The following is a 22,371-nucleotide window of genomic DNA, read 5'->3' as shown; positions in this document are numbered from 1 at the left end:
TGCAGCCCAGACTGCTGTGAACGTCAGGAATCCAGCTTCGTGACCGGCGCATAGCGCAGCAACAGACGCTTTTCGCCAATCTCGAAGCGCACCTTTGCCACCGTCTTGTCCCCCGCCCCCTGGATCTCCAGCACAGTGCCGTCGCCAAACGACGTATGGTTGACGCGCTCACCCACACTGACGGAAATCACTTCCTTTTGCGGCTGCACGCGGCCTGCAGCGGTGCGCGCTGAGATACTCGGCGGCAGGTGACCGGTGTCCCGTCCGCCTACAGCAGTGCCCGCTCCCCATGACGAGCCAGAGTATCGGCTCGTGCCGAAGCCACCTCCCATGGTTGGCGCTATGCGCGCTGTGCCCTCACGTTTCCAGTCGATCAATTCAACGGGGATCTCATCGATGAACTGGCTGGCGGGGTTATATTGGCTCTGTCCCCACAAACTGCGCACCTCGGAGCGGGTCAAATAGAGCCGTTTACGGGCCCTAGTCAGTCCAACATAGGCAAGCCGGCGTTCCTCAGCGAGTTCCTTGGGGTCGGTAGCGGAGCGCGAATGCGGGAACAATCCGTGCTCCATGCCAGTGAGGAAAACGACAGGAAATTCCAAGCCTTTGGCAGTGTGCAGCGTCATCAAGGTGACAACGCCTAAACGCTTTGCCTCGGCTACCGCGGCCGCGGCGTCGGCCTGTGAGCCGCCCGGGGCGTCTGGGATCTGGTCGGCATCAGCCACCAGAGAGACCTGCTCCAAGAAAGCAGCGAGGGTGCCTCCAGGGTTTTCGTCCGGCCCTACAGGATTTTCCTTCTCAAATTCCCGCACGACGGCGAGCAGTTCTGCCAGGTTTTCCACCCTGGACTCATCTTGGGGGTCAGTGGAAGAACGCAGCGTTTGCAGATACCCGCTCTGCTCCAACACTGCTTCCAACACCGTGGCCGGGCCCGAGCTTGCAGCCACCTCACCCAGATCTGCCATCATCTTGGCAAAAGTATTCACCGCATTCAGAGAACGGGAAGCGATTCCCGGAGCTTGATCAGCACGGTTCAGGGCCGTAAAGAAGGAGATCCGTTCGCGGTCGGCCAGTGCTGCCACGGCCCCTTCGGCACGGTCTCCGATACCTCGTTTGGGTTCGTTGAGAATCCTGCGCAAATTGACGTCGTCGTCCGGATTTGCCAAGGCACGCAGGTAGGCAAGCGCATCCTTGATCTCCTTGCGCTCGTAAAAGCGCGTACCGCCCACCACTCGGTACGGAAGACCAACGCGGACCAGAATGTCCTCTATGGCACGTGACTGCGCATTGGTGCGGTAGAAAATGGCGACGTCGCCTGGACGCAGATCACTCTCATCCGCAAGTCGGTCAATTTCCTTGGCAATGAAGCGGGCTTCATCATGCTCGGATTCGGCAACGTATCCAACAATTTTTTCCCCATCGCCCTCCGCCGTCCACAGCCGCTTTTCCCGACGGTTGGGATTGCGGGAGATCACAGCATTGGCCGCACTGAGAATGTTCTGAGTCGAACGGTAGTTTTGTTCTAGCTTGATAGTGGCCGCGGAGGGATAATCCTTTTCAAACTCCACAATGTTGCGGATATCCGCACCACGGAACGCGTAGATGGACTGGTCGGAGTCACCGACGACTGTCAGTTCGCCCGGCTCAAGGGGCACGGAACCCTGAAATGGGACCGCTCCCGTTTCTTGTCCCACGATTTCCCGCACCAACGCGTACTGGGCGTGGTTGGTGTCCTGGTATTCGTCCACCAAAACGTGGCGGAAGCGGCGCCGGTAGGAATCGGCCACGCCGGGGAACGCCCGGAACATATAAACCACCTGGGCGATGAGGTCATCGAAGTCCATGGCGTTAGCCTGGCGCAAACGTTGCGCATACCCCTTATAGACCTCGGCTACCGCCGCTTCGAACGGTTCGTTAAAGTTGGTCTTGAGGGAGTTCTCGTCATCGTCGATCAACTCATTCTTCAACGCCGAAATCTTATGCATGAGCGCCTTGGGGGCAAACTTCTTCGGGTCAAGATCCAAGCCCTTGGCCACTAGCGTGATCAGACGCAATGAATCAGCGGAATCATAGATGGAAAAGTTGGAGTTCAGGCCGATCGTTTTGGCCTCGCGGCGCAGGATCCTCACACAGGAGGAGTGAAACGTGGAAATCCACATCGTCTTGGCTGGCTCGCCAATGAGCCCGGTGATGCGCTCACGCATTTCCGCGGCAGCCTTGTTGGTGAATGTGATAGCTAGAATCTGGCCCGGATGGGCGCGTCCTGTAGCCAGCAGATAGGCGATTCTGTGGCTGAGGACACGTGTTTTTCCGGAGCCAGCTCCAGCAATTATCAACAGCGGGGACCCGGCATGGACCACTGCGGCTTCCTGCTGCGGATTCATCCCTTCCAGCAGTGAAGCGGGTGCAGGCCAACGGCTGCTAAGCGTCGCGGCGGGGGCTCCGGTGCTGTTCCCGCCGGCCTGCCGCAAACTGCTCGCGCCGACCACCCCGTCAGCAACAGAAACGTGCTCACCGTCTGGTGCAACCTCTCCGAATTCTGGCGCGTCAGCTCCAGGGTCATCGTGGTCGGAGTGTTCCCACAGCGGAATTGCGGCAGGGAGGCTGGCGGCAGTATGCGCTGTGGGCTTTTTGGCGTAGGGGTCAAACAACATGTCCATGGTGCCACCAAGTCTAGTTGGCCACGGCTCTAGCCCGAAGTTTCACTCGCCCGCTTGTGGATAACGCGCGCCCCTTCCCGGGTATCCACTCAATGTGGGTCGACGGTGGTTCCAGCCGCCAAAGCCGCCATGATGGCTGCCACAGCTTCCGCCGGTCCGGCAACAAACCAGTCAAGACCGTTGACCCGCACGACGCCGGTCTCCCCACCTGCCGCACGCACGATCGCTTTGCCGGGCAGCCAGTCCCACGCCGGGCAGCTGTGCTGGAACCACACACCCAGCTCTCCCTGCGCCACACGAGCAAGATCGCAGGAGCCAGAGCCGAGCATGCGCAGTGTGGCGGGCAGCTGTGCGGCATTGCGCCAGGGGGTCCCGGCCTTTTCCCCGGCAAACCAGGTGGGGTGAAGATACGTCCCGGCTGATAGCTGGCCGATCTCAGCACGCGGGTCAACACCGACCGGCATGCCATTGAGTGTTGTTTTTTGGCTGCTCCCCCCGAGCCATAATTTGTCTTCTTGGGGCTGGTAAATGGCACCAATGAGCGGTTCGTCGTCCCACAGCGCTGCGGTGCCATCTGATGTTGCGGAACTGACGGCGTCGTCCGGCGTGGCAGGGCATAGGGCCAACGCTGAACACCAGTAAGTGGAGCCGCTGAAGAAATTGTAGGTGCCGTCCACGGGGTCGATCACCCACGTCCGACCACTGGTTCCCGTGTATCCCCCACCCTCCTCACCAACTATTGAGTCATCTGGGCGGAAGCGTCGCAGTTGTTCAAAAACGTAGAGTTCCGCGGAAAGATCGGCGGCGGTCACGATGTCGGAGACACTATTTTTCTCCGTGGCGCTTTCGCGCAGCGCCTGCGTATCCTGAGAGCGCATGGTCAGAGCCAGGTTGCCGGCATTGTGGACAAGAAGTGCGGCGAGGTCCGCGTCACTCAAAGTGGAGCTGAGAATTGTGGCCATGCAACCAGACTAGTGCGGGTCGGCGGCCGTTCTCCGTCATAATGGGAACATGGCTAAAACTCCCGCCCAACGCGCCGCCAAATATGGCCAGCAGGCTACCCCGCCAAGCAAACCGGTCATCAACGCGAGTACTGCGCGTTCCCCTCAAAAGGCGCAGGGCAATGCAAATCTGATCCTCATTGCCGGTTCCGTGGCGAGCTTGTTCCTGTTTTGGTACTTCCACATTTTGACCCTGAACCAGATGACCGAATTATCTGGCGGGCTGGCCATGCCTGATTCCATGGTTTTTGGCTTTGATTTGGCTCATATTCAGGCGCTGAGGGATGCCTTGAATTCGGATGCCTTAGGTCAGCTGCAATTTGTCCACAAGACTGCCGGGATGCTCTTTCCCCTGGTATTTGGTCTCACCGCCATGACCATGATTGCCATGAATGTCGCCAAAAAGTGGTTGCGCTGGTTCCTGTGGGCCATCCCGATCCTGTTTGCCGGCATCCAGATTTGGGCCAACATCAGTATTGACAACATGCTCGGTGCCCAGAAGCTGGACGCCGGGACGGTCACCGTAGCTTCGACTCTGGTCACGGCTTCGTGGTTCTTGTTGATCGCAAGCCTGCTCGCGCTTGGCGTGGCACTGTTCCTGGGCCGCAAACCCAAAGTGATTGCGGCTGCCCCCATCAATTAGTCCCCCACAGCTTCCGGTTTTTTCTTGATTGTGGCTTCCGCTAGGCTGGATGATGCGCCTCTGTAGTCCAATGGATAAGACGGCCCTCTCCTAAAGGGCAAATCCGGGTTCGATCCCCGGCGGGGGCACTTTGTTTTTTCATTCCGGTCTGCGACTGAAGCCGCTTGCAGGCCTTCTTCGTGGACGAGGGCCATCGAATGAGTACTGGCTCAGCGCGGCGTGGTGTGGCGGTTTCCGTCACGGCCTCAGCACTGTTCGCCGTGATCTTCCTCATTGCCGGTTCACTCTCTGACTGGGGCTCCGAAGAAATATTTGGCTGGCGGGTCGTTTTGACCTTGGGCACGCTTGCCCTCATTCTGCCTTTTGTTCCATGGGGCCGGGCTGAGGTTAGGACGCTACTTTCTAGGGTTCGCTTCCGGCCCACGCTGATCCTGCCCGGTATCTGTGCTGCCGGCATCGTCGGGGTGCAGCTATGGCTTTTTATGTGGGCACCACTGCATGCGATGGCGATGTCCGTAGCGTTTGGCTACTTCCTACTGCCGCTCACCATGGTGATCGCAGGGCGGTTCTTCTTCGCGGACCGGCTCAGCCCTTTACGCAAGTTGGCCGTCGCAGCTGCCGCTTTGGGCGTTCTCCATCAGGCAGTCTCTGGCGGAGGGCTCGCGTGGCCTACCCTTGTGGTCTGCTTGGGCTATCCCGTGTATTTTGTTTTACGCCGCAAATACGGCTTTGACAACTTGGGCGCTTTTGCCGTCGAGCTACTGCTTCTGCTTCCCGTGGGAATCTTCTACATTCTCAGTGGACCGCACGGTATCTCCGGCAACGCAGCCGCCACCGGATGGGTCGGCGCTATAGCCATTGGCATACTGGGCGGCTTAGCTATGGTGCTTTACCTCTTGGCCAGCAAATGGCTGCCTTTATCATTATTTGGGCTGCTCAGTTATGTGGAGCCGCTGCTGCTGGTAGGAGTTTCAGTCCTGCTCGGGGAGACGCTGGGCTGGTCAGCGCTGCTCACTTACGGGCCGATTCTCTTAGCGCTAATCTTCTTGGGGGTGGACAGCCGCCGTGCCCCGCGTTTGCGCCGGCCACGCTGACCCGGGCCGCTACCCGTTCTCCGGCAATTCGGCATCCACGACGGCGGCAACAGCTTGGGCGAACTGGGTGTCATGCAACTCGGCGTATCGACCACCCTTGCCTATGAGTTGATCGTGAGTTCCCCGTTCTACAATCTGGCCCGCCTCAACCACCAGGATCAAATCAGCTGAACGGATGGTGGAAAGCCTGTGGGCAATCACCACAGCAGTTCTCCCCGCCAACGCTTCACCCAAGGCTGCCTGAACGGCGGCCTCATTCGTAGAGTCCAGTGCAGCCGTGGCCTCATCCAAAATAACAACCGCGGGTTGGACCAGTAGCAATCGCGCAATGGTCAGGCGCTGACGTTCCCCGCCGGAGAGCCGGTAACCGCGTTCGCCCACCACGGTGTCCAGGCCGTCCGGTAAGGCCAGAGCGAAGTCTTCAAGCCGGGCACGGTGCAGCACATCCCAAATCTGAGCATCCGTGGCATCCGGCTTGGCTAAGCGCAGATTGGATCGGATGGACTCATGGAACAGGTGCCCGTCCTGCGTCACCATGCCAACCGCGGCACGCAGTCCGTCAAAGGACAGGTCCCGCACGTCGGTTCCGCCAATGCGCACGGCACCGGAATCGACGTCGTACAGGCGAGAGAGCAGCTGGGCGATGGTTGATTTGCCCGCTCCCGAGGATCCTACCAGCGCCACAGTCTGACCTGGTTCGGCCCGGAATGAGATGCCGTGGAGCACTTCCTCCCCGCCACGGGTGTCCAACACGGCAACATCCTCCAGGGACGCCAAGGAGACCTTCTGGGCGGATGGGTAGGCAAAGCGAACATCAGCGAATTCAATACCCACCGGCCCGGGTTGCAGCGGGGTGGTGACGGCTTTCTCGGTGATCAGCGGCTTCAAGTCCAGAATCTCAAATACTCGATCAAAACTGACCAAGGCGCTCATGATGTCCACGCGGGCGTTCGCTAACGCCGTCAGAGGTGCGTACAGGCGCGTCAACAGCAGAGCCAGGACGACGACGTCGCCGGCGTTTAGTGCGCCGCCGATCGCCAACGTGCCTCCCACCCCGTACACGAGGGCCAGCGCCAAAGCGGAGACCAGCATGAGAGCCGTGAAGAACACGAATTGTAAGATGGCGGCACGCACACCAATTTCACGAACCCTGTCAGCGCGGGCGGCGAACTCACGTGATTCCTCCGCGGGCCGGCCAAACAGTTTCACGAGCGTCGCCCCAGGAGCAGAAAAGCGTTCTGTCATCTGCGTGCTCATATCGGCATTCAGATCCGCACCCTCGCGGCGCAGTCCGGCCAGTCGGGAACCAAAACGGCGGGCTGGGAGCAGGAAGACTGGCAGCAGCACCAGCGCCAGCAAAGTTACTAGCCAGGACGTATTAAGCATGACGATCAATGTCAGGATCAGTTGCACCGAGTTGGAGACAATCCCTGACAACGTCCCAGAAAACGCCTGCTGGGCACCGATGACGTCGTTGTTGAGGCGGCTGACCAGCGCCCCGGTACGGGTGCGCGTAAAGAACGCTATCGGCATCCGCTGGACGTGATCGAACACTGATGTCCGCAGATCCAAAATGACGCCTTCACCCAGATTTGCCGAAATCCAGCGGATCATCAATGACAACCCGGCATCCAGCACCGCCACCACGGCAATGAGCACGGCGAGGCGAACCACCACATCTACGGCAGATTTGGCGACGATCGCGTTAACCACTTGTCCCGCAAGTACCGGCGTGGCAACGGCGAGCGCTGCAGACGCTACAGAGAGCACTACGAACAAGAGCAGTTTGCGGCCGTAGGGCTTGGCAAAAAGTATTGTCCGGCGCACCGTGTCTTTAGAAATCCCGCTATTGGATTTCTCGGACCGCATGGTGCCCCAGAGCGAGCTCCAAGCGGCGCCTTCCATACTCATATGTGTGATCCTTCAATTGTGTTGAGCCAAGCCATCAGCTTAAGCCCCTAGGCGCTCTGGGATATTCCCGCGCTCCTCTGACGGCTTCCATGCGCTCCCCAGCCAGCGTCCTTAGATGGCGCAGTTCTCAGACTGCGCTGCGGGGTTCCATGAATGCTGCCCGAGGCAGAATCTGAGGAGATTAATCTAGCGTTCGCTACATCAATCCCAACCGTCATCTCGGTGTCCTTATCCAACGAGTGCCGGACTACTTGCTCACAGCCAGTTGCTGGACCCTAGAGTGGTCAGCACCATTTCACTCACCCGCGATGCTTGTGTTGGTCTTTTCTGCACTGTTAACAGTCGTGGTCGCGAAGGACGAACACCTGGTGGTCTCGTCTGCTCTGTCTACGGGATGTTCGATGCCTGGGAACTCCAAAGTAGCGAGCTCAGCTTAGGAAGCAGTCGGCTGGTTCAGCGTTGGCGACGGAGAATCATTCTCCGAAGCAGTGTGAGAGAACTTCATTGCACGTGCGGGCATTAAGCTCGAGAACGCACAGGGAATGACTCCCGCAAGGAACACCGAACGGTTGCTTACCAGTCGAGGGGACTACGACGGTTGGGTGCACCATCTCGGCGTCTGGAAAGCTCAGGGTTTCCTTTGACTGCAATGGACCACGCACCAAGAGCAAATGCTGCAGCGGCCAGGGCATCAAAGGAAACCTTATCGGTGCCCGCCCCCATCACAACATCGAATATTCCAATAATCACAAATGTCACTGCCACGACGGCCACGCACGAGGAGAATATCAACGCCCACCGGGGGATATTTCGAAATTCCTTCACTGCCGCCAACTCCTTGAGACGAGGGAGAATTTAGTGATCTATTTCATACTCTAACAGCTTCAGCTTAATTGAGCCCCTATTATTCCGGGAACTCATGGAGATCTCTTACTGTCATGCTGTTCGGCATAGAGGCGCCCTTCAGCAAAAAAAACGCCGCCACAAGGCCATAGCATCCACACAACTCACCCGCGCCTATCTCAGTATCACAGTGTGAGTCAAATCTCATCATTGCCATGGATGTAACACGGTGAAATATTCCCTCATGAAACCGCGTTCCACGATGGTAGCGTGGCGGACAAGCCCTCGTGGGGCCCAACGTTTTCGCAGCAATCGAAAAAATTTCACGACAAGGAACACTGAAAATGAATCGTCGCACCTTTGGAATACTCGGCACGCTCGCAGCGGCTTCGATCGCCCTTGCCGCGTGTGGTGGAGCAACAGGCAGCGGCGATTCCTCAGCGGCAGCCGGTGGGGATACCTCGCTTAGCTCGGTGAAATCAGCTGGCCAGATCGTTTTTGCTACAGAGGGCACCTATAAGCCATTCAGCTTTCACCAAGGTGGCGCCGGAGAATTGACCGGATACGACGTCGAGGTTGCCACGGCTGTGGCGAAGAAGCTGGGCGTCAAAGCCAAATTCGAAGAGACCCAGTTCGATTCCATCTTCGCTGGCTTGGAAGCCAAACGCTTTGACGCGATCGCCAACCAGGTCACGATCAATCCCACACGGCAACAAAAATACGATCTCTCCATCCCCTACACAGTCTCCCAGGGCGTCATTATCACCAAGGACGCCAACTCGGACATCAAGTCCTTTGCGGACCTGAAGGACAAAACAACTGCGCAGTCGCTCACAAGCAATTGGTACACGCTTGCCACCGAAAGCGGGGCCAAGGTGGAGAACGTTGAGGGCTGGGCCCAGTCCGTGACCTTGTTGAAGGACGGCCGTGTGGATGCGATCGTGAACGACAAGTTGACCTTCTTGGACTACCAAGTGACCAATCCGAACTCCGGCCTGAAGATCGCAGCCACCACGAAGGACTCCTCAGAGTCTGCTTTTGCCTTCCGGAAAGGCTCCACCGCTCTCACTGACGCCGTCAATACCGCGGTGAAGGATCTTAGCGCTGACGGAACCCTAAGCACGTTGAGTAAAAAGTACTTCGGCGAAGACGTGAGCAAGTAACCACTGGGCTAAGGTTCTCATCATGGGGTTTGACTTGTTTTGGAGTTCGCTGGGTCCGCTACTGCTGGGCGCCATCCAGGGCACCATTCCGCTGGCGTTGTCCTCTTTTATCCTGGGACTGATACTGGCATTGCTCGTTGCCATGCTGCGCATCAGCCGCAATAAGGTAGCCAACGGTGTGGGACAGTTTTATGTCTCGGTCATCCGCGGCACACCACTGCTGGTCCAGCTTTTTGTGATTTTTTATGGGCTCCCGGCCATCGGCGTCAAGCTCGATCCTTGGCCCAGTGCCATCATCGCGTTCTCTTTGAATGTGGGCGGGTATGCGGCCGAAGTCATCCGTGCGGCCATCCTTTCGGTCCCGGCCGGACAGTGGGAGGCCGGGCACATGATCGGCATGTCTCGCAGCCAGACCCTGCTGTGCATCATCTTGCCTCAAGCTGCCCGCGTGTCCGTGCCACCGCTGTCCAACACGTTCATCTCTCTCGTCAAGGACACGTCCCTGGCGTCGCTGATTCTGGTCACGGAAATGTTCCGTGTGGCCCAGCAGGTGGCAGCGTTCAGCCAAGAATTCATGCTCTTGTATTTAGAGGCGGCCCTCATCTACTGGGTGATCTGCCTGGCCCTATCCACGGCGCAGTCACAACTTGAAAAGAGGCTGGACCGCTATGTCGCCCATTGATGCACCCGTCCTTCAGGTTCGCGGCCTGAGTAAATCATTCGGCACCAATCAAGTCCTCCGCGGCATTGACTTGGACGTTCCCCGCGGCAAAGTTGTTGCCCTTATCGGTCCGTCAGGGTCTGGCAAGACCACCATTTTGCGCTCACTCAACGGATTAGAGACGCCCGACGCCGGCTCGGTCACCGTCGGTGCCAGCCACACCACAGCGGATGGTTCCGCTGGCAAGGACGAGCCCTCCGGCGTCGAACATAACCTTCCGCCGCTAACTCTGGACTTCAGCGCCACCGTGAGTCCGCGGGAAGTTGCGGCCCTGCGTGATCGCAGCGCCATGGTGTTCCAACATTACAATCTGTTCCCCCACATGAGTGTGCTGCAAAACGTGATTGAAGGACCCATCCGCGTTCAGAAGCGCCCGCGCGCGAAAGTCATTGCGGAGGCAGAACGCCTGCTGGATCGGGTGGGGTTGTTGGAGAAAAAAGACGCTCACCCTTTCGAGCTCTCCGGCGGCCAACAACAACGTGTGGGCATTGTCAGGGCGCTGGCCTTGAAGCCGCAGTTGCTGCTCTTTGACGAACCCACCTCAGCGCTGGATCCGGAGCTGGTGGACGATGTCTTAGCTGTCATCAAAGAACTAGCCGACGAAGGCTGGACCATGGTGATCGTGACTCACGAGCTTGCGTTCGCCCGGCAGACAGCTGATGAGGTGGTCTTCATGGCCGACGGCGTCGTGGTGGAACGCGGGCCCGCCAGCCAGGTACTGCGCGAACCCAAGGAAGAACGCACCCAACAGTTTGTGCGTCGTCTCCTGCATGAGCTCTGAGGCACCACTCTTTTTTGCGCTGTTAGCTTCCATGCGCGCGGTGAGGGGTGTGCGGCTAGTTGGCCCGACAAGCATGGGTAGCCGTGCCCATCGCCGAAAGTCTGAAAGTGGCATAGCTTTATCCCCAGTAGACCGTTTACCCGCCATCGTGGGAATCCAGTAATTCACCGAGGAGACATCACATGCCTGAAGCCGCCACCCGGCCCATCATTTTGCGCCGGCTCCAGCTCAGCACCGCAGCGTGGCGGGTACTCAGTGAAACCGCCGCTGACGCCCTGGACCTGACCCCCGCAACTGACGACATAGGTGCTCCCACGCCCCTCGATGCGCAATCCAGCTCTGCGGCCTGGGCCGAACTGGCAACTCTGGGACTATCCCCCCAGGTCGGCGAGGTGCAGCGGGCTTGGATGGGCGCCGTCGCACTTCTTCTGAGTGCACCCATAACGATCACGGCCCGTGCCACTTATGCCGGCGTTAGCACCACCAGTGTGATGGGTGTGCGCGGTGGGCGCGGGCTAGCTGTGCATCAGCGCCATCTTTGCGAGTCAACAAGCTCCGGGACCACGCTCACCGGAAGTGAAGACAGCGTGGAAGTGACACTTTTTGACGAGGAAAATCTGTGGGGCGCCATGGAGCGGCTGCTACCACCCCTGTCATCCGTACGTGCCCCGGCCAAGGCCGCGCCACTAAATGTTGACCAAGTTAATGGTGGTGATGAGAGCCTCTGGCCGGTTCACGCCCCTGATGGGACGGCCGGAGATCTAGCCGGTGCGCTTCCCGTTGGTGCGCTTCCCGAGCCGCTAGCAAGTCTGGCCGCCGGGGAAGATTCCAACGTGACACTGACCGTCCAGTCCACCGCTGAGGGACATCCACCACGAATGTGGGCAGGCATGTGGTCGGTCAAGGACGAGCATCTATATTCGGTGCGGACCCACAATACTGCCGTTTCACCCCAGCTGGCCATCACAGAGGTGCCCCCCGGACACATCGCCCATGAACTCATCTTTGCAGTCGTGGGCGCCCATGACGCACTAACGAATGTGCAGGCAAAAGCATGACCGGGACCATGTGGGGATTGGACCCGCAGCAGTGCCGCGAGTTGGTAAAACTCCTCAAAGACTCGGCTAAACGCTTAGACCACGCCAGCAGCCAGCTCAACCAGGCAGTCTCGCGGACCAGCTGGCAAGGACCCGACAGCGGTCGCTTCCGGGCCCAATGGCCGGGACAGCGCTCACAGCTGCTCCGCACCGCCAATGCCCTCGAAGACGTAGCCACCGTAGTGCTACGCAACATTGCCGAACAAGAACGTGCCAGTTCCGTCGACGGCGGTAGCCCCCTGGATCGGCTGATCGGGGACGCCAAAAATCTCTGGGACGACTTCACCGGCGGTGTCGGTGACGTAATCGGCGGCGTCAAGGACGCTGTTGGAAAGGGTGCGGACCAGGTCAAGGACGGACTTGACTGGCTGGTGGGGACTATCGGCCACAGCGCCGGCAACCTCTTCAACGCCTCGGGAAATCTCCTCTCCCAACTGGGCCATTTAGGCATGACCGGCCTTCAGTCACTGATAGGCAATCCGCCCTCCATTTCCGGATTTGTTTCTCAGCTTGCCCTCACCTTGGGGAGCGGGGCAAATCTAGCCGTAGTTTTGGGCACGGGGGGGATGATCAACCCGCACTGGTTCGACGACGGCACTCCTTATGCCGGAAACCCGATTCCGGTTGAGAATGATTCCGCCCGGCCGGTGCAACTACCAACATCAGCAAGCTCAATCTTCTCCGGGGTTGAAGATGCGTATCAAATGGGGCACTTGCCAGGTACCGAGGACGGCGATATTCGAATCCTCAAGGTAGATCAAGGAGACGGTACCTATGCGTACATTGTGAACATCCCAGGCACGGAAACCTGGGGCGTAGACGGTAGCGGACAGGCTCGGGATCTCACCAGCAACTTGAGGTTGATGGCCGGCCAGTCCACCTCTGCCAGCCAGGACGTCATTTTGGCAATGCAGAAGGCAGGTATCCCAGCGGATGCGCCCGTCATGCTCACCGGGCACAGCCAAGGTGGAATGATTGCCGCTCAGCTGGCGTCAGATCCTTCATTCAACAGCCATTTCAACGTCACCAATGTGATGACGGTTGGATCCCCCATTGATATCAATTCCATCGATCCCAGTATCAATGTGCTGGCGGCGCAACATCAGCACGACATTGTTCCTCGATTAGATCTAGGCGGGACAAACACCTGGGGAGGGCAAGCTGAACACCCCAGCAACGTTTCAGTGGTCACCATGGATGATCCTTATCGAGCCCCGACAGGGAAAATCGACTCACTCATTCCAGATTTTGCCAAGAACCACGAAACCGGACCCTATATCCATGACCTTGCGGACACCGGTAAGTACCCTGCCGTCGGAGCCTATGAACAAGATCCGTCCATGCAAGTATTCCTCAGCGATGACCCGTCCAAGGTCAGTGCCGTGGACATCCCCGTGGGTCGGAGGTAGCCCCGGATGCGCACGTTGACCCGCAGACTGAGTATGGTTCTTCTCATGGGATTATTTGCATCACTTCTAGGCGGTTGCGGCAGCAGCTTCAACAGCGAAAAATTTCTCAAGGGCATAGACACTGCCCTTGGCAACGTCCCCGGAGTGGTGTCCACGTCAAATAATTACTACAACACCGCCGGCATGAGCACCAGCATTAGCATTCGGATCACTGCCGCCGCGGATGCGGATCTGGAAAAGGTCATGGCAGAATCACTCCGCGCGTTCGCAGATGCTTCGGCCGACGTAGATGCCACCACCTCCGTTGCCTACTATGTGTTCAACGAAGGTGCCGAGAAAACCGGTATCCGGCCCACCGCCGTCGGACTCGCCGTGACTCCTACCGTGGGCCAAATTCGTCAATATGCCGGCGTGAAGTAGCCCCCCTCCCCCCAACGCTCGGTTACAACCGGGGCACTTCCCCCCAACGCTTCCGCATTTTCCGAGCGCCGAAGGTTCGCGGGCATTGCAATCCTTAGGTTTGCGGGACCAATGCACCGATGAGACCAAAGAGGTCTTTGGGGTCCTCCGGGTTGGCCACAAGATCAATCTCATCGTAGAAGTTAGTACCATCCACGGCGTCGCGCACGTATCGAAGTGCTGAGAAGTCCTCAATGGCGAAGCCCACGGAGTCAAAGATGGTGACTTGGTTCTTAGCTGTCCGTCCGGGAGCTGCGGAGGTAAGCACAGTCCAGAACTCCGTGACGGGAAAGTCAGCTGGCATCTGCTGGATCTCTCCCTCAATACGAGTCTGAGGTTCAAATTCAACGAAGACGCGCCCGCGCTCAAGGATTACCGGGTCCAGTTCTGTCTTACCGGGGCAGTCGCCGCCCATGGCATTGATGTGCATGCCAGGTTCCACCATGTCCGCAGTAAGGACGTCCGCGTTCGCTTTATCTGCTGTGCATGTGGTGACAATATCGGTTCCCCGCACCGCGTCCCGTGCGCTGCTAGCTACCCTGATCTCGAATCCCAGTGGCGCCATATTCCTTACGAATTTCTCCATGGCCTCCGGGTCCGTATCCCACACGGTCAGCCGCTCAATTCCCAGGACACTGCGGAAAGCGAGTGCTTGAAATTCTGACTGGCTACCGGCGCCAATGAGCGCCAACGTCTTCGAGTCTGGGCGGGCAAGCTTCTTCGCCACCATGGCTGAAGTGGCGGCTGTACGGAACGCCGTCAACAGCGTCATCTCAGACATGAAGGTGGGGTAGCCGTTATGGACGTCGGCCAGCGCACCAAAGGCTGTCACCGTCTGAAAGCCTCGCGCAGGATTCGACGGGTGCCCATTGACGTATTTGAAGCCGTAAGTGTCACGGTCGCTAGCCGGCATCAGCTCAATGACCCCAAAAGGCGTGTGGCTGGCGACGCGGGGCTTCTTATCGAACTCCTCCCAGCGGCGGAAGTCGTCTTCCACATATCCGGCCATCTCGGCAAGGATATTTTCCGGCCCGCGAGTCGCTGCCCACCTAGCCATATTTCTGACATCCACAAAGCGCGTCATTACGTTCCTTTCAATCACACTGGTGATTTCACTGTACGGAATGACGATCTGCATAATCAATACACAAATTAGACACATATCGTATAGTTACTACTCAGAACACACCGTCGCGGCGTACATTGTGTACATGCAAAGCCTTGATGATCTGGATCGCCGTCTCATTTCCGCACTGCGCGAAAACGGTCGTGAGCCTGTGGCCAGCTTGGCCCGGCTCCTTGATGTCTCCCGCGCTACCGTCAACAGCAGGTTGGAGCGCCTTATGGCTTCCGGCACCGTGGTGGGTTTTTCGGTGCGCGTGCGTGATGAAACTGACCCATTGGCGATCCGTGCCATCTCTCTGCTGGAAGTCCAGGGCCAGGCCACCAAACACGTCATACGTGAGCTCAAAGGGCTGCCGGAGATTCGAGCCCTGCACACCACCAATGGCGCATGGGATCTGGTCGCAGAGCTGGGTATGGAGAACCTCGCGGAATTTGACCAAGTGCTCGGCACAATCCGTTCTATTAAGGGTATCGAAAACAGCGAGACGAGCCTGTTGCTCAGCTCCGTGCTCCGGTAATCACTTGCACTCCGACAACCTCGGATCTAACCGAGCGTCGAAGGAAACAGCCCCTAATCTAACCGAGCGTCGGGAAAAACAGCCCCTAATCTAACCGAGCGTCGGGAAAAACAGCCCCGAAAGTAACCGAGCGTCGGAGGTGGGTTACTTCCAAGGCAAAGCGAAGGCCTGCAGACTCTCGCCCATTTTCGCTCCGTGCGGCGGCACCACCATGACGCCGTCGGCTGCTGCCAGTCCCCTCATCATGGCCGAGTCAGTGAATGCGCACGGCGAAGCCAGCCCGTACACCAGCCGGTAGGGCATCAGCCGTGTGGGCCCTGCGGACTCTTTGATGGGCGAGCCGCACGGCACTTCAAAGGTAGCTGGCATCGCAAGGCTGCCCAGTCTCGCCAACAATGGCGCGCCGAGCGTCAGCAGGCCGATCATGGCTGCCAACGGATTGCCTGGCAGCCCCACAAGGAACCTCCCATCAGGGAATTCGGCTAAAAGGCTCGGGTGTCCCGGACGCATGGCGATGTTTGCCACATGCATCTTCGCCCCCATTTGTGTAATCGCCGCCCTCAGGAAGTCTGCGCTGGAACGCCCTGTCGCACCCGTTGTGACAATGACATCGGCCGGATTGTCTTCGTTGTCCGCCAGCGCCTCGAGCATCGATTCCAAGTTGTCGCTCGCACGGCGAAGCCCCACCACGGAACCTCCCAGCGCCTCCACGACTCCCCCTAACTGGGGGGTGAAGGCATCCCGGACGAACCCGGGAGCTGGAATACCCGCCGCCACCACCTCGTCACCGGTGAACACGAGCTGGACGGAGGGCCTGCCGAGAACGTCTAGCGCGTCGAGACCACCGAGCGCCGCCAAGGCAATATGGGCCGGGTTGAGAGTCGTTCCGGCCTTGATCAGCAGGTCTAAACTGCGAGCCTCCTGACCAGCCGGGCGAATATGCTGTCCATTTTTGGGTTCGCCCGGGCGCGCTCCGCCACCGAGCACCAGAATTGGAAGTCCTTCTTCGTCAGTGGAGAGACTCCCAGACTCGCTACGCAGAACGGCCTTTGCCCCGTGGGGAAGGAGCCCGCCGGTGACGATCGGTGCAGCCTGGCCTGGGCTGAGGCGGCTGCCCCGCTCAGCCAAGATCCAGGGAGGACTGCCCGCGACAGCCCACCCGTCCATAGCCGAGGACGCATAGTGCGGCATATCGTGCACGGCACAGACGTCCACGCCCAGTATGTACCCGGTGGCGCTTGCCAGTGCTACACCGCGAGAGGGCAGCGGTTCAGCCACCTCATACGCTTTGGCACGTGCTTCTTCCCACGTCGGCGCAAGCTCATGCGAGTGCCCATGGGCTACATCGTCCGTTCCACGCGTCGGCATGGCGGGAGGCCCCAACACCATGAGCTGCTACCTAGCGGACTGTGTTGCCGCGTCGGATTCGTCCTGTGAGGACCGCGCCAACTTCTTAGCCAGCTCAAGTGCGGAGTCCATGGCGGCCTTCTCCCCTGCCTGACCGGATCCAACGGCCAACCCCGCCGCCAGGCCAGCAACGAAGGTGGTCAAAGGAGCGGCCGGGCGTACCACAGAGTGTGCGGCCACTCCCGCTAGATTCAAGACGGCATGCAGATCAATCTCAATGTCGGAAATTTCAAAGGCGGCCTGCAATTTCGCCAACCATGCTTCCAAGACCTCGTCGTTGTTCTCCATGTGCCAGCCTTTCTTTTCTAGCACGGACGTTCCAAATACCGGTATTATCACTGCGGTGCAGGAATTCCGTGGCGCCGTGCATCATCCCATGTATCAATGTCCGCGCTCAGTCCCGCGGGCACAATGCATTCTTTAGTCTTCACATTAGCAAGCAGCGAGAAAACGGACGCATTTACCAGCATTCCAGCGGACCGCGCCGCGTCCACAGCCTCCTGGAGTGCACCTAGGGAGTAGATGCCAGCCAGGGGCTGCTTGCGTCCATCATCTTCAACCATGACACCCACGTCCGGATCGCAACCATCCAGTGCTACCACGAGCGCCTCTGCCAGGGCGGCCGCACCGATCATGTCGCACGCCAAAACCAGCACATACGCGAAGTCTCGCTCGTCCCCAGCCTCCAGCCCGGCCAAGCCAGCAGCAATACCCGCAGCCGGTCCGCCAAATGGCGGGTCTTCCTGAACCAGGACCACATCCTGAGCAGCCTCACCAAGCCATCGCGCAGCGCTTTCCACAGGTCCGACGACGACGATGCCGCCTTGCGCTGTCTCGCCGCGTTGGGCGCCCGTACCACCCGGGGTACCCAGTGCGTGGCGGGCAGCATCAACCGTGCGAGCTAATAGTGTCTGCCCGTCCACCATCAGACCAGCCTTGGGAACACCACCAAGCCGGCTTGAGCGGCCACCGCACAGGACGACAGCGGCGATCCTGCCCACGGTCATGGTTTGTCTTCATTCATGTGCCCACCCTATGACACTGCTGTCCGCACCGTCAGAACCGCCCCGCACACCCCGGGCGCGTCACCCAAAGCTGTCAGCATTACACCCGGATGCCCCGACACCCTGATACCCAAAAAAACAATTTGTGCATACTCTGCAAATTTTCAGGAACTGCATATATCGTAGTATCTGTCCTTCAAGACAACCAGAAAATTTTCGCACTGTAATGGAGTCACCTTGAACAACGAGCCGCCAGTGGAGACCCTCCGTGATCGCAAACGCGCTGCGACGCGTCACTCGATCCGTCGCGCCGCGACGCTACTGGGACTCCAACACGGCTACGAAAATGTCACAGTAGATATGATCTGTGACGCCAGCATGGTCTCGGCCCGCACCTTCTTCAACTACTTTGGCTCGAAGGAAGGCGTCTACATCTCATCCCCTAAACCGACGCCGAATCAAACACAAGTTAAAGCATTTGTGGAAGGCACCGGTTCTAGCGTTTTTGGGGACCTATTTAGCATGATCGCCGAAAAAATAGTTGATAACGATGCTGATCTTGAGTACTTCAGGGAACGCCATCAACTCATCCAACAAACCCCCGAACTGTTGAATCGGGAAAAAGCCCGGATCAGTGAAACCGAGGATGTTTTCGTCGGCTACGTCATGGACCGCTTCAGGTTCCGCGGCCGCAGCGAGAAAGAAACCCCGGATCTCATGGACGAGGCCCGCATGGTGGTTTCTCTCGTCTTCGGTGCAATGCGTTACACCATGCAAAAGTGGGCAACCAGTAATTTCGCAGACACCCGCGAAGATTTGGTACTTGGCGCCTCACGGCTGATCCAGCGCATCACCAAGAACGAACACTGGCCCTAACTACTAATCCACCGGTCTCACCGTCGCATCACGACCCAAACACAACCGTCATTTCTTTCATCCCTAGGATTCTCATGACTTCCATACAATCGCTCCATCCACCCACGACGCCGGACCGGCGCCGCATCCACCTCATCTTTGCCGGGCTCATTCTGACCATGCTGCTGTCCTCGCTGGACCAGACCATCTTTAGCACAGCGTTGCCAACCATCGTCGGAGAACTCAACGGCGTCAATGACATGCTGTGGGTCATCACCATCTACATTCTTGCCTCGACAATAGTGCTGCCCATTTATGGCAAACTGGGCGATGTTATCGGCCGAAAAGGTTTGTTCATTGGCGCCATTTCCATCTTCATCGCAGGCTCCATCATCGGTGGCTTCGCCCAGGATCTCCCATGGCTAATCATTGGACGTGGTATTCAGGGGCTGGGTGGTGGAGGCCTAATGCTGCTCTCCCAGGCCATTATTGCCGACGTCGTTCCAGCTCGGGACCGCGGCCGCTATATGGGCGTCATTGGTGGCGTCTTTGCCATCTCTTCCGTGGCCGGTCCACTCTTGGGTGGCTGGTTTACAGATGGAATTGGCTGGCGCTGGGGGCTTTGGATGAACATTCCACTAGGCATCTTGGCGATCGTTTCAGCCGCATTCTTCCTGCGCCTGCCCAAGCACCCCCGTACCCGTTCCCGCGTGGATGTCGCGGGTATGGCTATGCTGGGAATTACCTCCACCTTGCTGGTGCTAGTCAGCACGTGGGGCGGAACCAAGTATGACTGGAATTCTCCACAGATCATTGCCATGGGCGCCGGTACCATCCTTGCCGCTGTCACTTTTGTCTGGATTGAGCACCGGGCCGAACAACCCATCATGTCCTTGCACCTTTTCAAGGACCGCAATTTCAATCTGACGACCGGGGCTGGTCTTATTACGGGTATCGCCATGTTTGGTACGCTGGCATACTTGCCGACCTATCTGCAAATGGTGACGGGCGCTAACGCCACTCAGGCAGGGCTCTTGATGATCCCGATGATGCTGGGTCTGCTAATAACTTCAGTAGTCTCCGGCCAAATAGTAAGCCGGACAGGCAAATACAAGTGGCTGCCAATTTCCGGAATGGTCATAGTCGCCATCGCTTTGGTACTGCTCTCCACGATGACTGCTACGATGCCGGTTTGGCTCATTTGTGCATACTTGGCCTTGATGGGTATTGGTTTGGGGACCAGCTTGCAAATCCTGGTCTTGATTGTTCAAAACCAGTTCCCGAATTCCCAAGTGGGCATGGCCACTGCTTCCAATACCTACTTCCGCCAGATCGGCGCCTCACTGGGCTCGGCGGTCGTGGGAAGTTTGTTTGCGCACCGTCTGGCCATGATTCTCACCGACCGAATGAGTACCTCTGGGGAACACGCCGCAGGAGGTATCAATTCGCTCACCCCGGAGATTGTTCGCAATCTACCCGATGCGGCCCGTCAAATCGTGATTGGCGCCTACAGCGATGCGCTGACACCAATCTTCGTCTACATGGTCCCGCTGCTCGCCCTGGCTGCGATCCTGCTGTGCTTCGTCAAGGAGATCCCATTGGCAACCACCATTGACCATCAACCAGTCAAGGATCAAACTCTGGATACCGCAGAAACTGTTTCTCCGTAAGCCAAGAGGCTAATCCAAGTAACAAAGAAGGGACCCCGTCACGAAGACGGGGTCCCTTCTTTGGTGCTACGTAAGGATCTTAGTGACCGATCGCAATGAAGACCGGGCCGGAGCCGACGTTAGCGGAGAACAGTGTGGTCGTGTGACCATTCCATCCACCATGAACAGCCATACCGTTACCTACGTAAACTGCGATGTGGGCTTGGCCACCACCGCCGTTTGCGTAGTAGATCAAGTCGCCGGGCTGAGCTTCTGCCTGGCTAACCGTACGACCAAGCGACATGTAACCTGCCGGCCAGCCATGGTAGAAAATACCAGCAGCGGCCAGAGAATTCGAGGCCAATGCTGTGCAGTCCTGCTCAACACCCAACTGGGCGTAGGCAGCAGCTGCGATGGTTGCGCCAACGCCGCTCTGAACTGCTGGTGCAGCCTGTGCAACAGGAGCTTCCGTGGTCGTGATGACGGGAGCAGCTGTCTTCGCGGCAGGTGCAACAGCTGCAACAGCTGCAACATTGTTGCTCTGTGCCACAACCGGTGCCGCAACAACGGCAGGGGTGGAAGTGACGACAGGGCTGGCGAAGGAAATCTTCACCGTGGATGCCGCCGTTACAGCAGAGGCCAGCTCTGTGCTCAGGCTAAGCGTTGATCCACCGTCAGAAGCACGCTCAACGGTGGGGGTTGCTGCGTTTGCAGCAATACCAGAAGTAAGGACCAACCCAGAAGCTGCTGCGATAACAGCGGCCTGACGTCCGACACCACCGACGTTGGAGCTGACGGCTTTCGTGATGACGGAGATCGGGCTGGTCTTAACAACCTCGGCGCGGTGGCGCCCGAGGGCAGTGTTTGAAGACAAGAAGGATCCTCTCCCAAAGCCTGCGAGGTAAGCTGTCGGATTCGGATGGGAGTCACCCGGCCGCTTGGTTCAATGACTTGAAGAATAGTTCCTTCGAGTGAAAGCTTTAGCGACTTAACCCCTAGGACCTCTCAACATGCAAGAAGCCCGATATTGGTTCCCCCGCCCCTGCCAGACGATTGTTACGAACGGACCACGAGCGGTGGCAGAGCTAGGCAATCCACTCACGGACGCCCTCTTGATTCGAAGCGGGCGCGATTACGACGGTACAACAGTTTTTTAACAATGTCACGTTCAGGTCACGGTAAAGTGCTCAATTCGTGACCTAGAGTCCCTGTGGAGGGAATGTGGAGGGACTAGAGCCAGCCCTGTGGATCGACTTTGGTGTCGTCAACCATGACCTCAAAGTGCAGGTGACAGCCGGTGGAATTGCCTGTCGTGCCACTGAGAGCGATCTGCTGGCCGCGTTCCACCTTTTGGCCCACCTTCACGCCGATGCTGCTTAGGTGGTTGTACGTCGTCGCCAGGCCGTTTCCATGGTCCACTACAACACGGTTACCGCCACCAAATTCGTGCCACTGCGCGTAAGTCACAGTTCCGCCAGCCGCGGCCAGAACCGCGGTGGAGCACTGAACCGCAAAGTCTTTGCCCCCGTGGATCTCGCCAACGGCACCAGTCAGTGGGTTGATGCGCGCGCCGAAAGGCGAGCTTTCCACTAATTCTGCCAAGGGAGCTGACAGTGTGCCTTTTGCGGCTTGGGGGCTCACGTTGGACGCCTTGACAGCGAGTGTCGCCTTCAGCTTCCCGTCGGGGTTCAACGCGCTGGACACGGAAGGTGCGGCAAAGGAGATAGGTACGTCGGAGGCTGCAGTTACCGCTGATTCGCTGGCTGAAGCAAGTAGGGGTTGGCTTGGATTCGCCGCCAATGATGCCGCTGAAGGCACCGTGACAGCCAGCGCAAGTCCGGTGACGGCCAGCGCAAGTCCCAATTTCTGGCCCGCACCGTTGGCTACAGAACGCCGGAGCATATGAGCTGCCGAGACCTGCGGTTTAATGCTGGTGCGCTCAAGCGCTAGGGCCTCACGCCGACTACTAAGAAGTGGTGGTATCGCCGGCGTGATGGCGCGACGGCGGCCATGCGCTCTTGCATCGGACAC

At 58.4% G+C, this 22,371-nt stretch carries 21 protein-coding genes, 1 tRNA gene and 1 riboswitch; of the genes, 12 read left to right on the top strand and 10 right to left on the bottom strand.

The features are described from left to right. Positions 1 to 23: 23 nt before the first annotated feature. Together pcrA and LOH53_RS00645 are read right to left on the bottom strand one after the other, a co-directional pair. On the bottom strand, positions 24 to 2,660 hold the full coding sequence (gene pcrA / locus LOH53_RS00650; RefSeq protein WP_230065789.1) for a DNA helicase PcrA: 2,637 nt from the start codon (positions 2,658 to 2,660) through the stop codon (positions 24 to 26). Positions 2,661 to 2,749: 89 nt separating this feature from the next. Beyond that, complete coding sequence (locus LOH53_RS00645) at positions 2,750 to 3,622, bottom strand: inositol monophosphatase family protein (protein WP_230065788.1); 873 nt, start codon at positions 3,620 to 3,622, stop codon at positions 2,750 to 2,752. A gap of 49 nt (positions 3,623 to 3,671) precedes the next feature. Between LOH53_RS00645 and LOH53_RS00640 the strand changes: the two genes are divergently transcribed. From LOH53_RS00640 to rarD, 3 genes are all read left to right on the top strand, one after another. Then, positions 3,672 to 4,304, top strand: coding sequence for a hypothetical protein (locus LOH53_RS00640; RefSeq protein ID WP_230065787.1), 633 nt, complete (start codon positions 3,672 to 3,674; stop codon positions 4,302 to 4,304). A 56-nt stretch (positions 4,305 to 4,360) separates the two neighbouring features. Then, positions 4,361 to 4,432 (top strand) — tRNA-Arg (locus LOH53_RS00635). A 69-nt stretch (positions 4,433 to 4,501) separates the two neighbouring features. Continuing rightward, positions 4,502 to 5,398 (top strand): EamA family transporter RarD, encoded by an 897-nt coding sequence (rarD, locus tag LOH53_RS00630; RefSeq protein WP_230065786.1) that lies wholly within the window; start codon positions 4,502 to 4,504, stop codon positions 5,396 to 5,398. Positions 5,399 to 5,407: 9 nt separating this feature from the next. Here rarD and LOH53_RS00625 read toward each other — a convergent pair whose 3' ends face one another. Together LOH53_RS00625 and LOH53_RS00620 are read right to left on the bottom strand one after the other, a co-directional pair. Next, entirely contained in the window at positions 5,408 to 7,309 is a 1,902-nt protein-coding gene (locus tag LOH53_RS00625) for an ABC transporter ATP-binding protein (RefSeq protein ID WP_230065785.1), read from the bottom strand. A 573-nt stretch (positions 7,310 to 7,882) separates the two neighbouring features. Continuing rightward, positions 7,883 to 8,134: a hypothetical protein gene (locus LOH53_RS00620; RefSeq protein WP_230065784.1), complete on the bottom strand. Its 252-nt coding sequence runs from the start codon at positions 8,132 to 8,134 to the stop codon at positions 7,883 to 7,885. A 362-nt stretch (positions 8,135 to 8,496) separates the two neighbouring features. Here LOH53_RS00620 and LOH53_RS00615 point away from each other — a divergent pair, with 362 nt between their 5' ends. The 6 genes from LOH53_RS00615 to LOH53_RS00590 all read left to right on the top strand — a co-directional run bounded on the left by LOH53_RS00615 (position 8,497) and on the right by LOH53_RS00590 (position 13,743). After that, positions 8,497 to 9,315 carry an amino acid ABC transporter substrate-binding protein gene (locus LOH53_RS00615; protein ID WP_230065783.1) on the top strand — a complete coding sequence of 273 codons (819 nt, stop codon included), beginning with the start codon at positions 8,497 to 8,499 and terminating at the stop codon, positions 9,313 to 9,315. Between the two features lie 22 nt (positions 9,316 to 9,337). Then, the gene (locus tag LOH53_RS00610; RefSeq protein ID WP_230065782.1) at positions 9,338 to 9,997 is read left to right on the top strand and encodes an amino acid ABC transporter permease; all 660 of its coding nucleotides are present in this window, start codon (positions 9,338 to 9,340) and stop codon (positions 9,995 to 9,997) included. After that, entirely contained in the window at positions 9,984 to 10,817 is an 834-nt protein-coding gene (locus LOH53_RS00605) for an amino acid ABC transporter ATP-binding protein (RefSeq protein WP_230065781.1), read from the top strand. Before LOH53_RS00610 ends, LOH53_RS00605 begins: the two co-directional genes overlap by 14 nt. Positions 10,818 to 10,999: 182 nt before the next feature. Then, the gene (locus tag LOH53_RS00600) at positions 11,000 to 11,875 is read left to right on the top strand and encodes a hypothetical protein (protein ID WP_230065780.1); all 876 of its coding nucleotides are present in this window, start codon (positions 11,000 to 11,002) and stop codon (positions 11,873 to 11,875) included. Beyond that, a complete protein-coding gene (locus LOH53_RS00595; protein WP_230065779.1) occupies positions 11,872 to 13,323 on the top strand; it encodes an alpha/beta hydrolase family protein in 1,452 nt (483 codons plus the stop codon). Before LOH53_RS00600 ends, LOH53_RS00595 begins: the two co-directional genes overlap by 4 nt. 45 nt (positions 13,324 to 13,368) lie before the next feature. Continuing rightward, positions 13,369 to 13,743 carry a hypothetical protein gene (locus LOH53_RS00590; protein ID WP_230065778.1) on the top strand — a complete coding sequence of 125 codons (375 nt, stop codon included), beginning with the start codon at positions 13,369 to 13,371 and terminating at the stop codon, positions 13,741 to 13,743. A 94-nt stretch (positions 13,744 to 13,837) separates the two neighbouring features. Here LOH53_RS00590 and LOH53_RS00585 read toward each other — a convergent pair whose 3' ends face one another. Then, entirely contained in the window at positions 13,838 to 14,866 is a 1,029-nt protein-coding gene (locus tag LOH53_RS00585; protein WP_230065777.1) for an ornithine cyclodeaminase, read from the bottom strand. A 127-nt stretch (positions 14,867 to 14,993) separates the two neighbouring features. Here LOH53_RS00585 and LOH53_RS00580 point away from each other — a divergent pair, with 127 nt between their 5' ends. Continuing rightward, entirely contained in the window at positions 14,994 to 15,425 is a 432-nt protein-coding gene (locus tag LOH53_RS00580) for an Lrp/AsnC family transcriptional regulator (RefSeq protein ID WP_230065776.1), read from the top strand. A 144-nt stretch (positions 15,426 to 15,569) separates the two neighbouring features. Here the strand turns inward: LOH53_RS00580 and LOH53_RS00575 are convergent, their stop codons facing one another. From LOH53_RS00575 to mobA, 3 genes are read right to left on the bottom strand one after another with little or no spacing between them, the layout of a single operon-like run. Then, entirely contained in the window at positions 15,570 to 16,814 is a 1,245-nt protein-coding gene (locus tag LOH53_RS00575; protein ID WP_326832716.1) for a molybdopterin molybdotransferase MoeA, read from the bottom strand. 6 nt (positions 16,815 to 16,820) lie between these two features. Further along, the gene (locus LOH53_RS00570) at positions 16,821 to 17,120 is read right to left on the bottom strand and encodes a DUF6457 domain-containing protein (RefSeq protein ID WP_230065775.1); all 300 of its coding nucleotides are present in this window, start codon (positions 17,118 to 17,120) and stop codon (positions 16,821 to 16,823) included. A gap of 47 nt (positions 17,121 to 17,167) precedes the next feature. After that, a complete protein-coding gene (gene mobA, locus LOH53_RS00565; protein ID WP_230065774.1) occupies positions 17,168 to 17,839 on the bottom strand; it encodes a molybdenum cofactor guanylyltransferase in 672 nt (223 codons plus the stop codon). Positions 17,840 to 18,073: 234 nt separating this feature from the next. Between mobA and LOH53_RS00560 the strand changes: the two genes are divergently transcribed. Together LOH53_RS00560 and LOH53_RS00555 are read left to right on the top strand one after the other, a co-directional pair. Beyond that, positions 18,074 to 18,712, top strand: a complete 639-nt coding sequence (locus LOH53_RS00560) for a TetR/AcrR family transcriptional regulator (protein WP_230065773.1) — start codon at positions 18,074 to 18,076, stop codon at positions 18,710 to 18,712. A 74-nt stretch (positions 18,713 to 18,786) separates the two neighbouring features. Then, complete coding sequence (locus LOH53_RS00555) at positions 18,787 to 20,361, top strand: MDR family MFS transporter (protein WP_230065772.1); 1,575 nt, start codon at positions 18,787 to 18,789, stop codon at positions 20,359 to 20,361. A 79-nt stretch (positions 20,362 to 20,440) separates the two neighbouring features. Here LOH53_RS00555 and LOH53_RS00550 read toward each other — a convergent pair whose 3' ends face one another. Both LOH53_RS00550 and LOH53_RS00545 read right to left on the bottom strand, forming a co-directional pair. Then, positions 20,441 to 21,214, bottom strand: a complete 774-nt coding sequence (locus LOH53_RS00550; RefSeq protein WP_230065771.1) for an NlpC/P60 family protein — start codon at positions 21,212 to 21,214, stop codon at positions 20,441 to 20,443. Between the two features lie 3 nt (positions 21,215 to 21,217). After that, positions 21,218 to 21,402, bottom strand: a riboswitch (cyclic di-AMP (ydaO/yuaA leader). A 168-nt stretch (positions 21,403 to 21,570) separates the two neighbouring features. After that, on the bottom strand, positions 21,571 to 22,371 hold the full coding sequence (locus LOH53_RS00545; RefSeq protein ID WP_326832715.1) for a M23 family metallopeptidase: 801 nt from the start codon (positions 22,369 to 22,371) through the stop codon (positions 21,571 to 21,573).

Origin of the sequence: Arthrobacter cryoconiti (assembly GCF_020905375.1) — a bacterium.
Classification (GTDB): domain Bacteria; phylum Actinomycetota; class Actinomycetes; order Actinomycetales; family Micrococcaceae; genus Specibacter; species Specibacter cryoconiti.
Note: the sequence above shows the minus strand (reverse complement) of the source record. Positions and strands in the feature narration are given on the sequence as shown.

Bases quoted from the DNA above. Each gene is read 5' to 3' on its own strand.
- pcrA (WP_230065789.1), bottom strand. From the start codon at position 2,660: ATGGACATGTTGTTTGACCCCTACGCCAAAAAGCCCACAGCGCATACT.
- LOH53_RS00645 (WP_230065788.1), bottom strand. From the start codon at position 3,622: ATGGCCACAATTCTCAGCTCCACTTTGAGTGACGCGGACCTCGCCGCA.
- LOH53_RS00640 (WP_230065787.1), top strand. From the start codon at position 3,672: ATGGCTAAAACTCCCGCCCAACGCGCCGCCAAATATGGCCAGCAGGCT.
- rarD (WP_230065786.1), top strand. From the start codon at position 4,502: ATGAGTACTGGCTCAGCGCGGCGTGGTGTGGCGGTTTCCGTCACGGCC.
- LOH53_RS00625 (WP_230065785.1), bottom strand. From the start codon at position 7,309: ATGAGTATGGAAGGCGCCGCTTGGAGCTCGCTCTGGGGCACCATGCGG.
- LOH53_RS00615 (WP_230065783.1), top strand. From the start codon at position 8,497: ATGAATCGTCGCACCTTTGGAATACTCGGCACGCTCGCAGCGGCTTCG.
- LOH53_RS00610 (WP_230065782.1), top strand. From the start codon at position 9,338: ATGGGGTTTGACTTGTTTTGGAGTTCGCTGGGTCCGCTACTGCTGGGC.
- LOH53_RS00605 (WP_230065781.1), top strand. From the start codon at position 9,984: ATGTCGCCCATTGATGCACCCGTCCTTCAGGTTCGCGGCCTGAGTAAA.
- LOH53_RS00600 (WP_230065780.1), top strand. From the start codon at position 11,000: ATGCCTGAAGCCGCCACCCGGCCCATCATTTTGCGCCGGCTCCAGCTC.
- LOH53_RS00595 (WP_230065779.1), top strand. From the start codon at position 11,872: ATGACCGGGACCATGTGGGGATTGGACCCGCAGCAGTGCCGCGAGTTG.
- LOH53_RS00590 (WP_230065778.1), top strand. From the start codon at position 13,369: ATGGGATTATTTGCATCACTTCTAGGCGGTTGCGGCAGCAGCTTCAAC.
- LOH53_RS00585 (WP_230065777.1), bottom strand. From the start codon at position 14,866: ATGACGCGCTTTGTGGATGTCAGAAATATGGCTAGGTGGGCAGCGACT.
- LOH53_RS00580 (WP_230065776.1), top strand. From the start codon at position 14,994: ATGCAAAGCCTTGATGATCTGGATCGCCGTCTCATTTCCGCACTGCGC.
- LOH53_RS00575 (WP_326832716.1), bottom strand. From the start codon at position 16,814: ATGGTGTTGGGGCCTCCCGCCATGCCGACGCGTGGAACGGACGATGTA.
- LOH53_RS00570 (WP_230065775.1), bottom strand. From the start codon at position 17,120: ATGGAGAACAACGACGAGGTCTTGGAAGCATGGTTGGCGAAATTGCAG.
- mobA (WP_230065774.1), bottom strand. From the start codon at position 17,839: ATGACCGTGGGCAGGATCGCCGCTGTCGTCCTGTGCGGTGGCCGCTCA.
- LOH53_RS00555 (WP_230065772.1), top strand. From the start codon at position 18,787: ATGACTTCCATACAATCGCTCCATCCACCCACGACGCCGGACCGGCGC.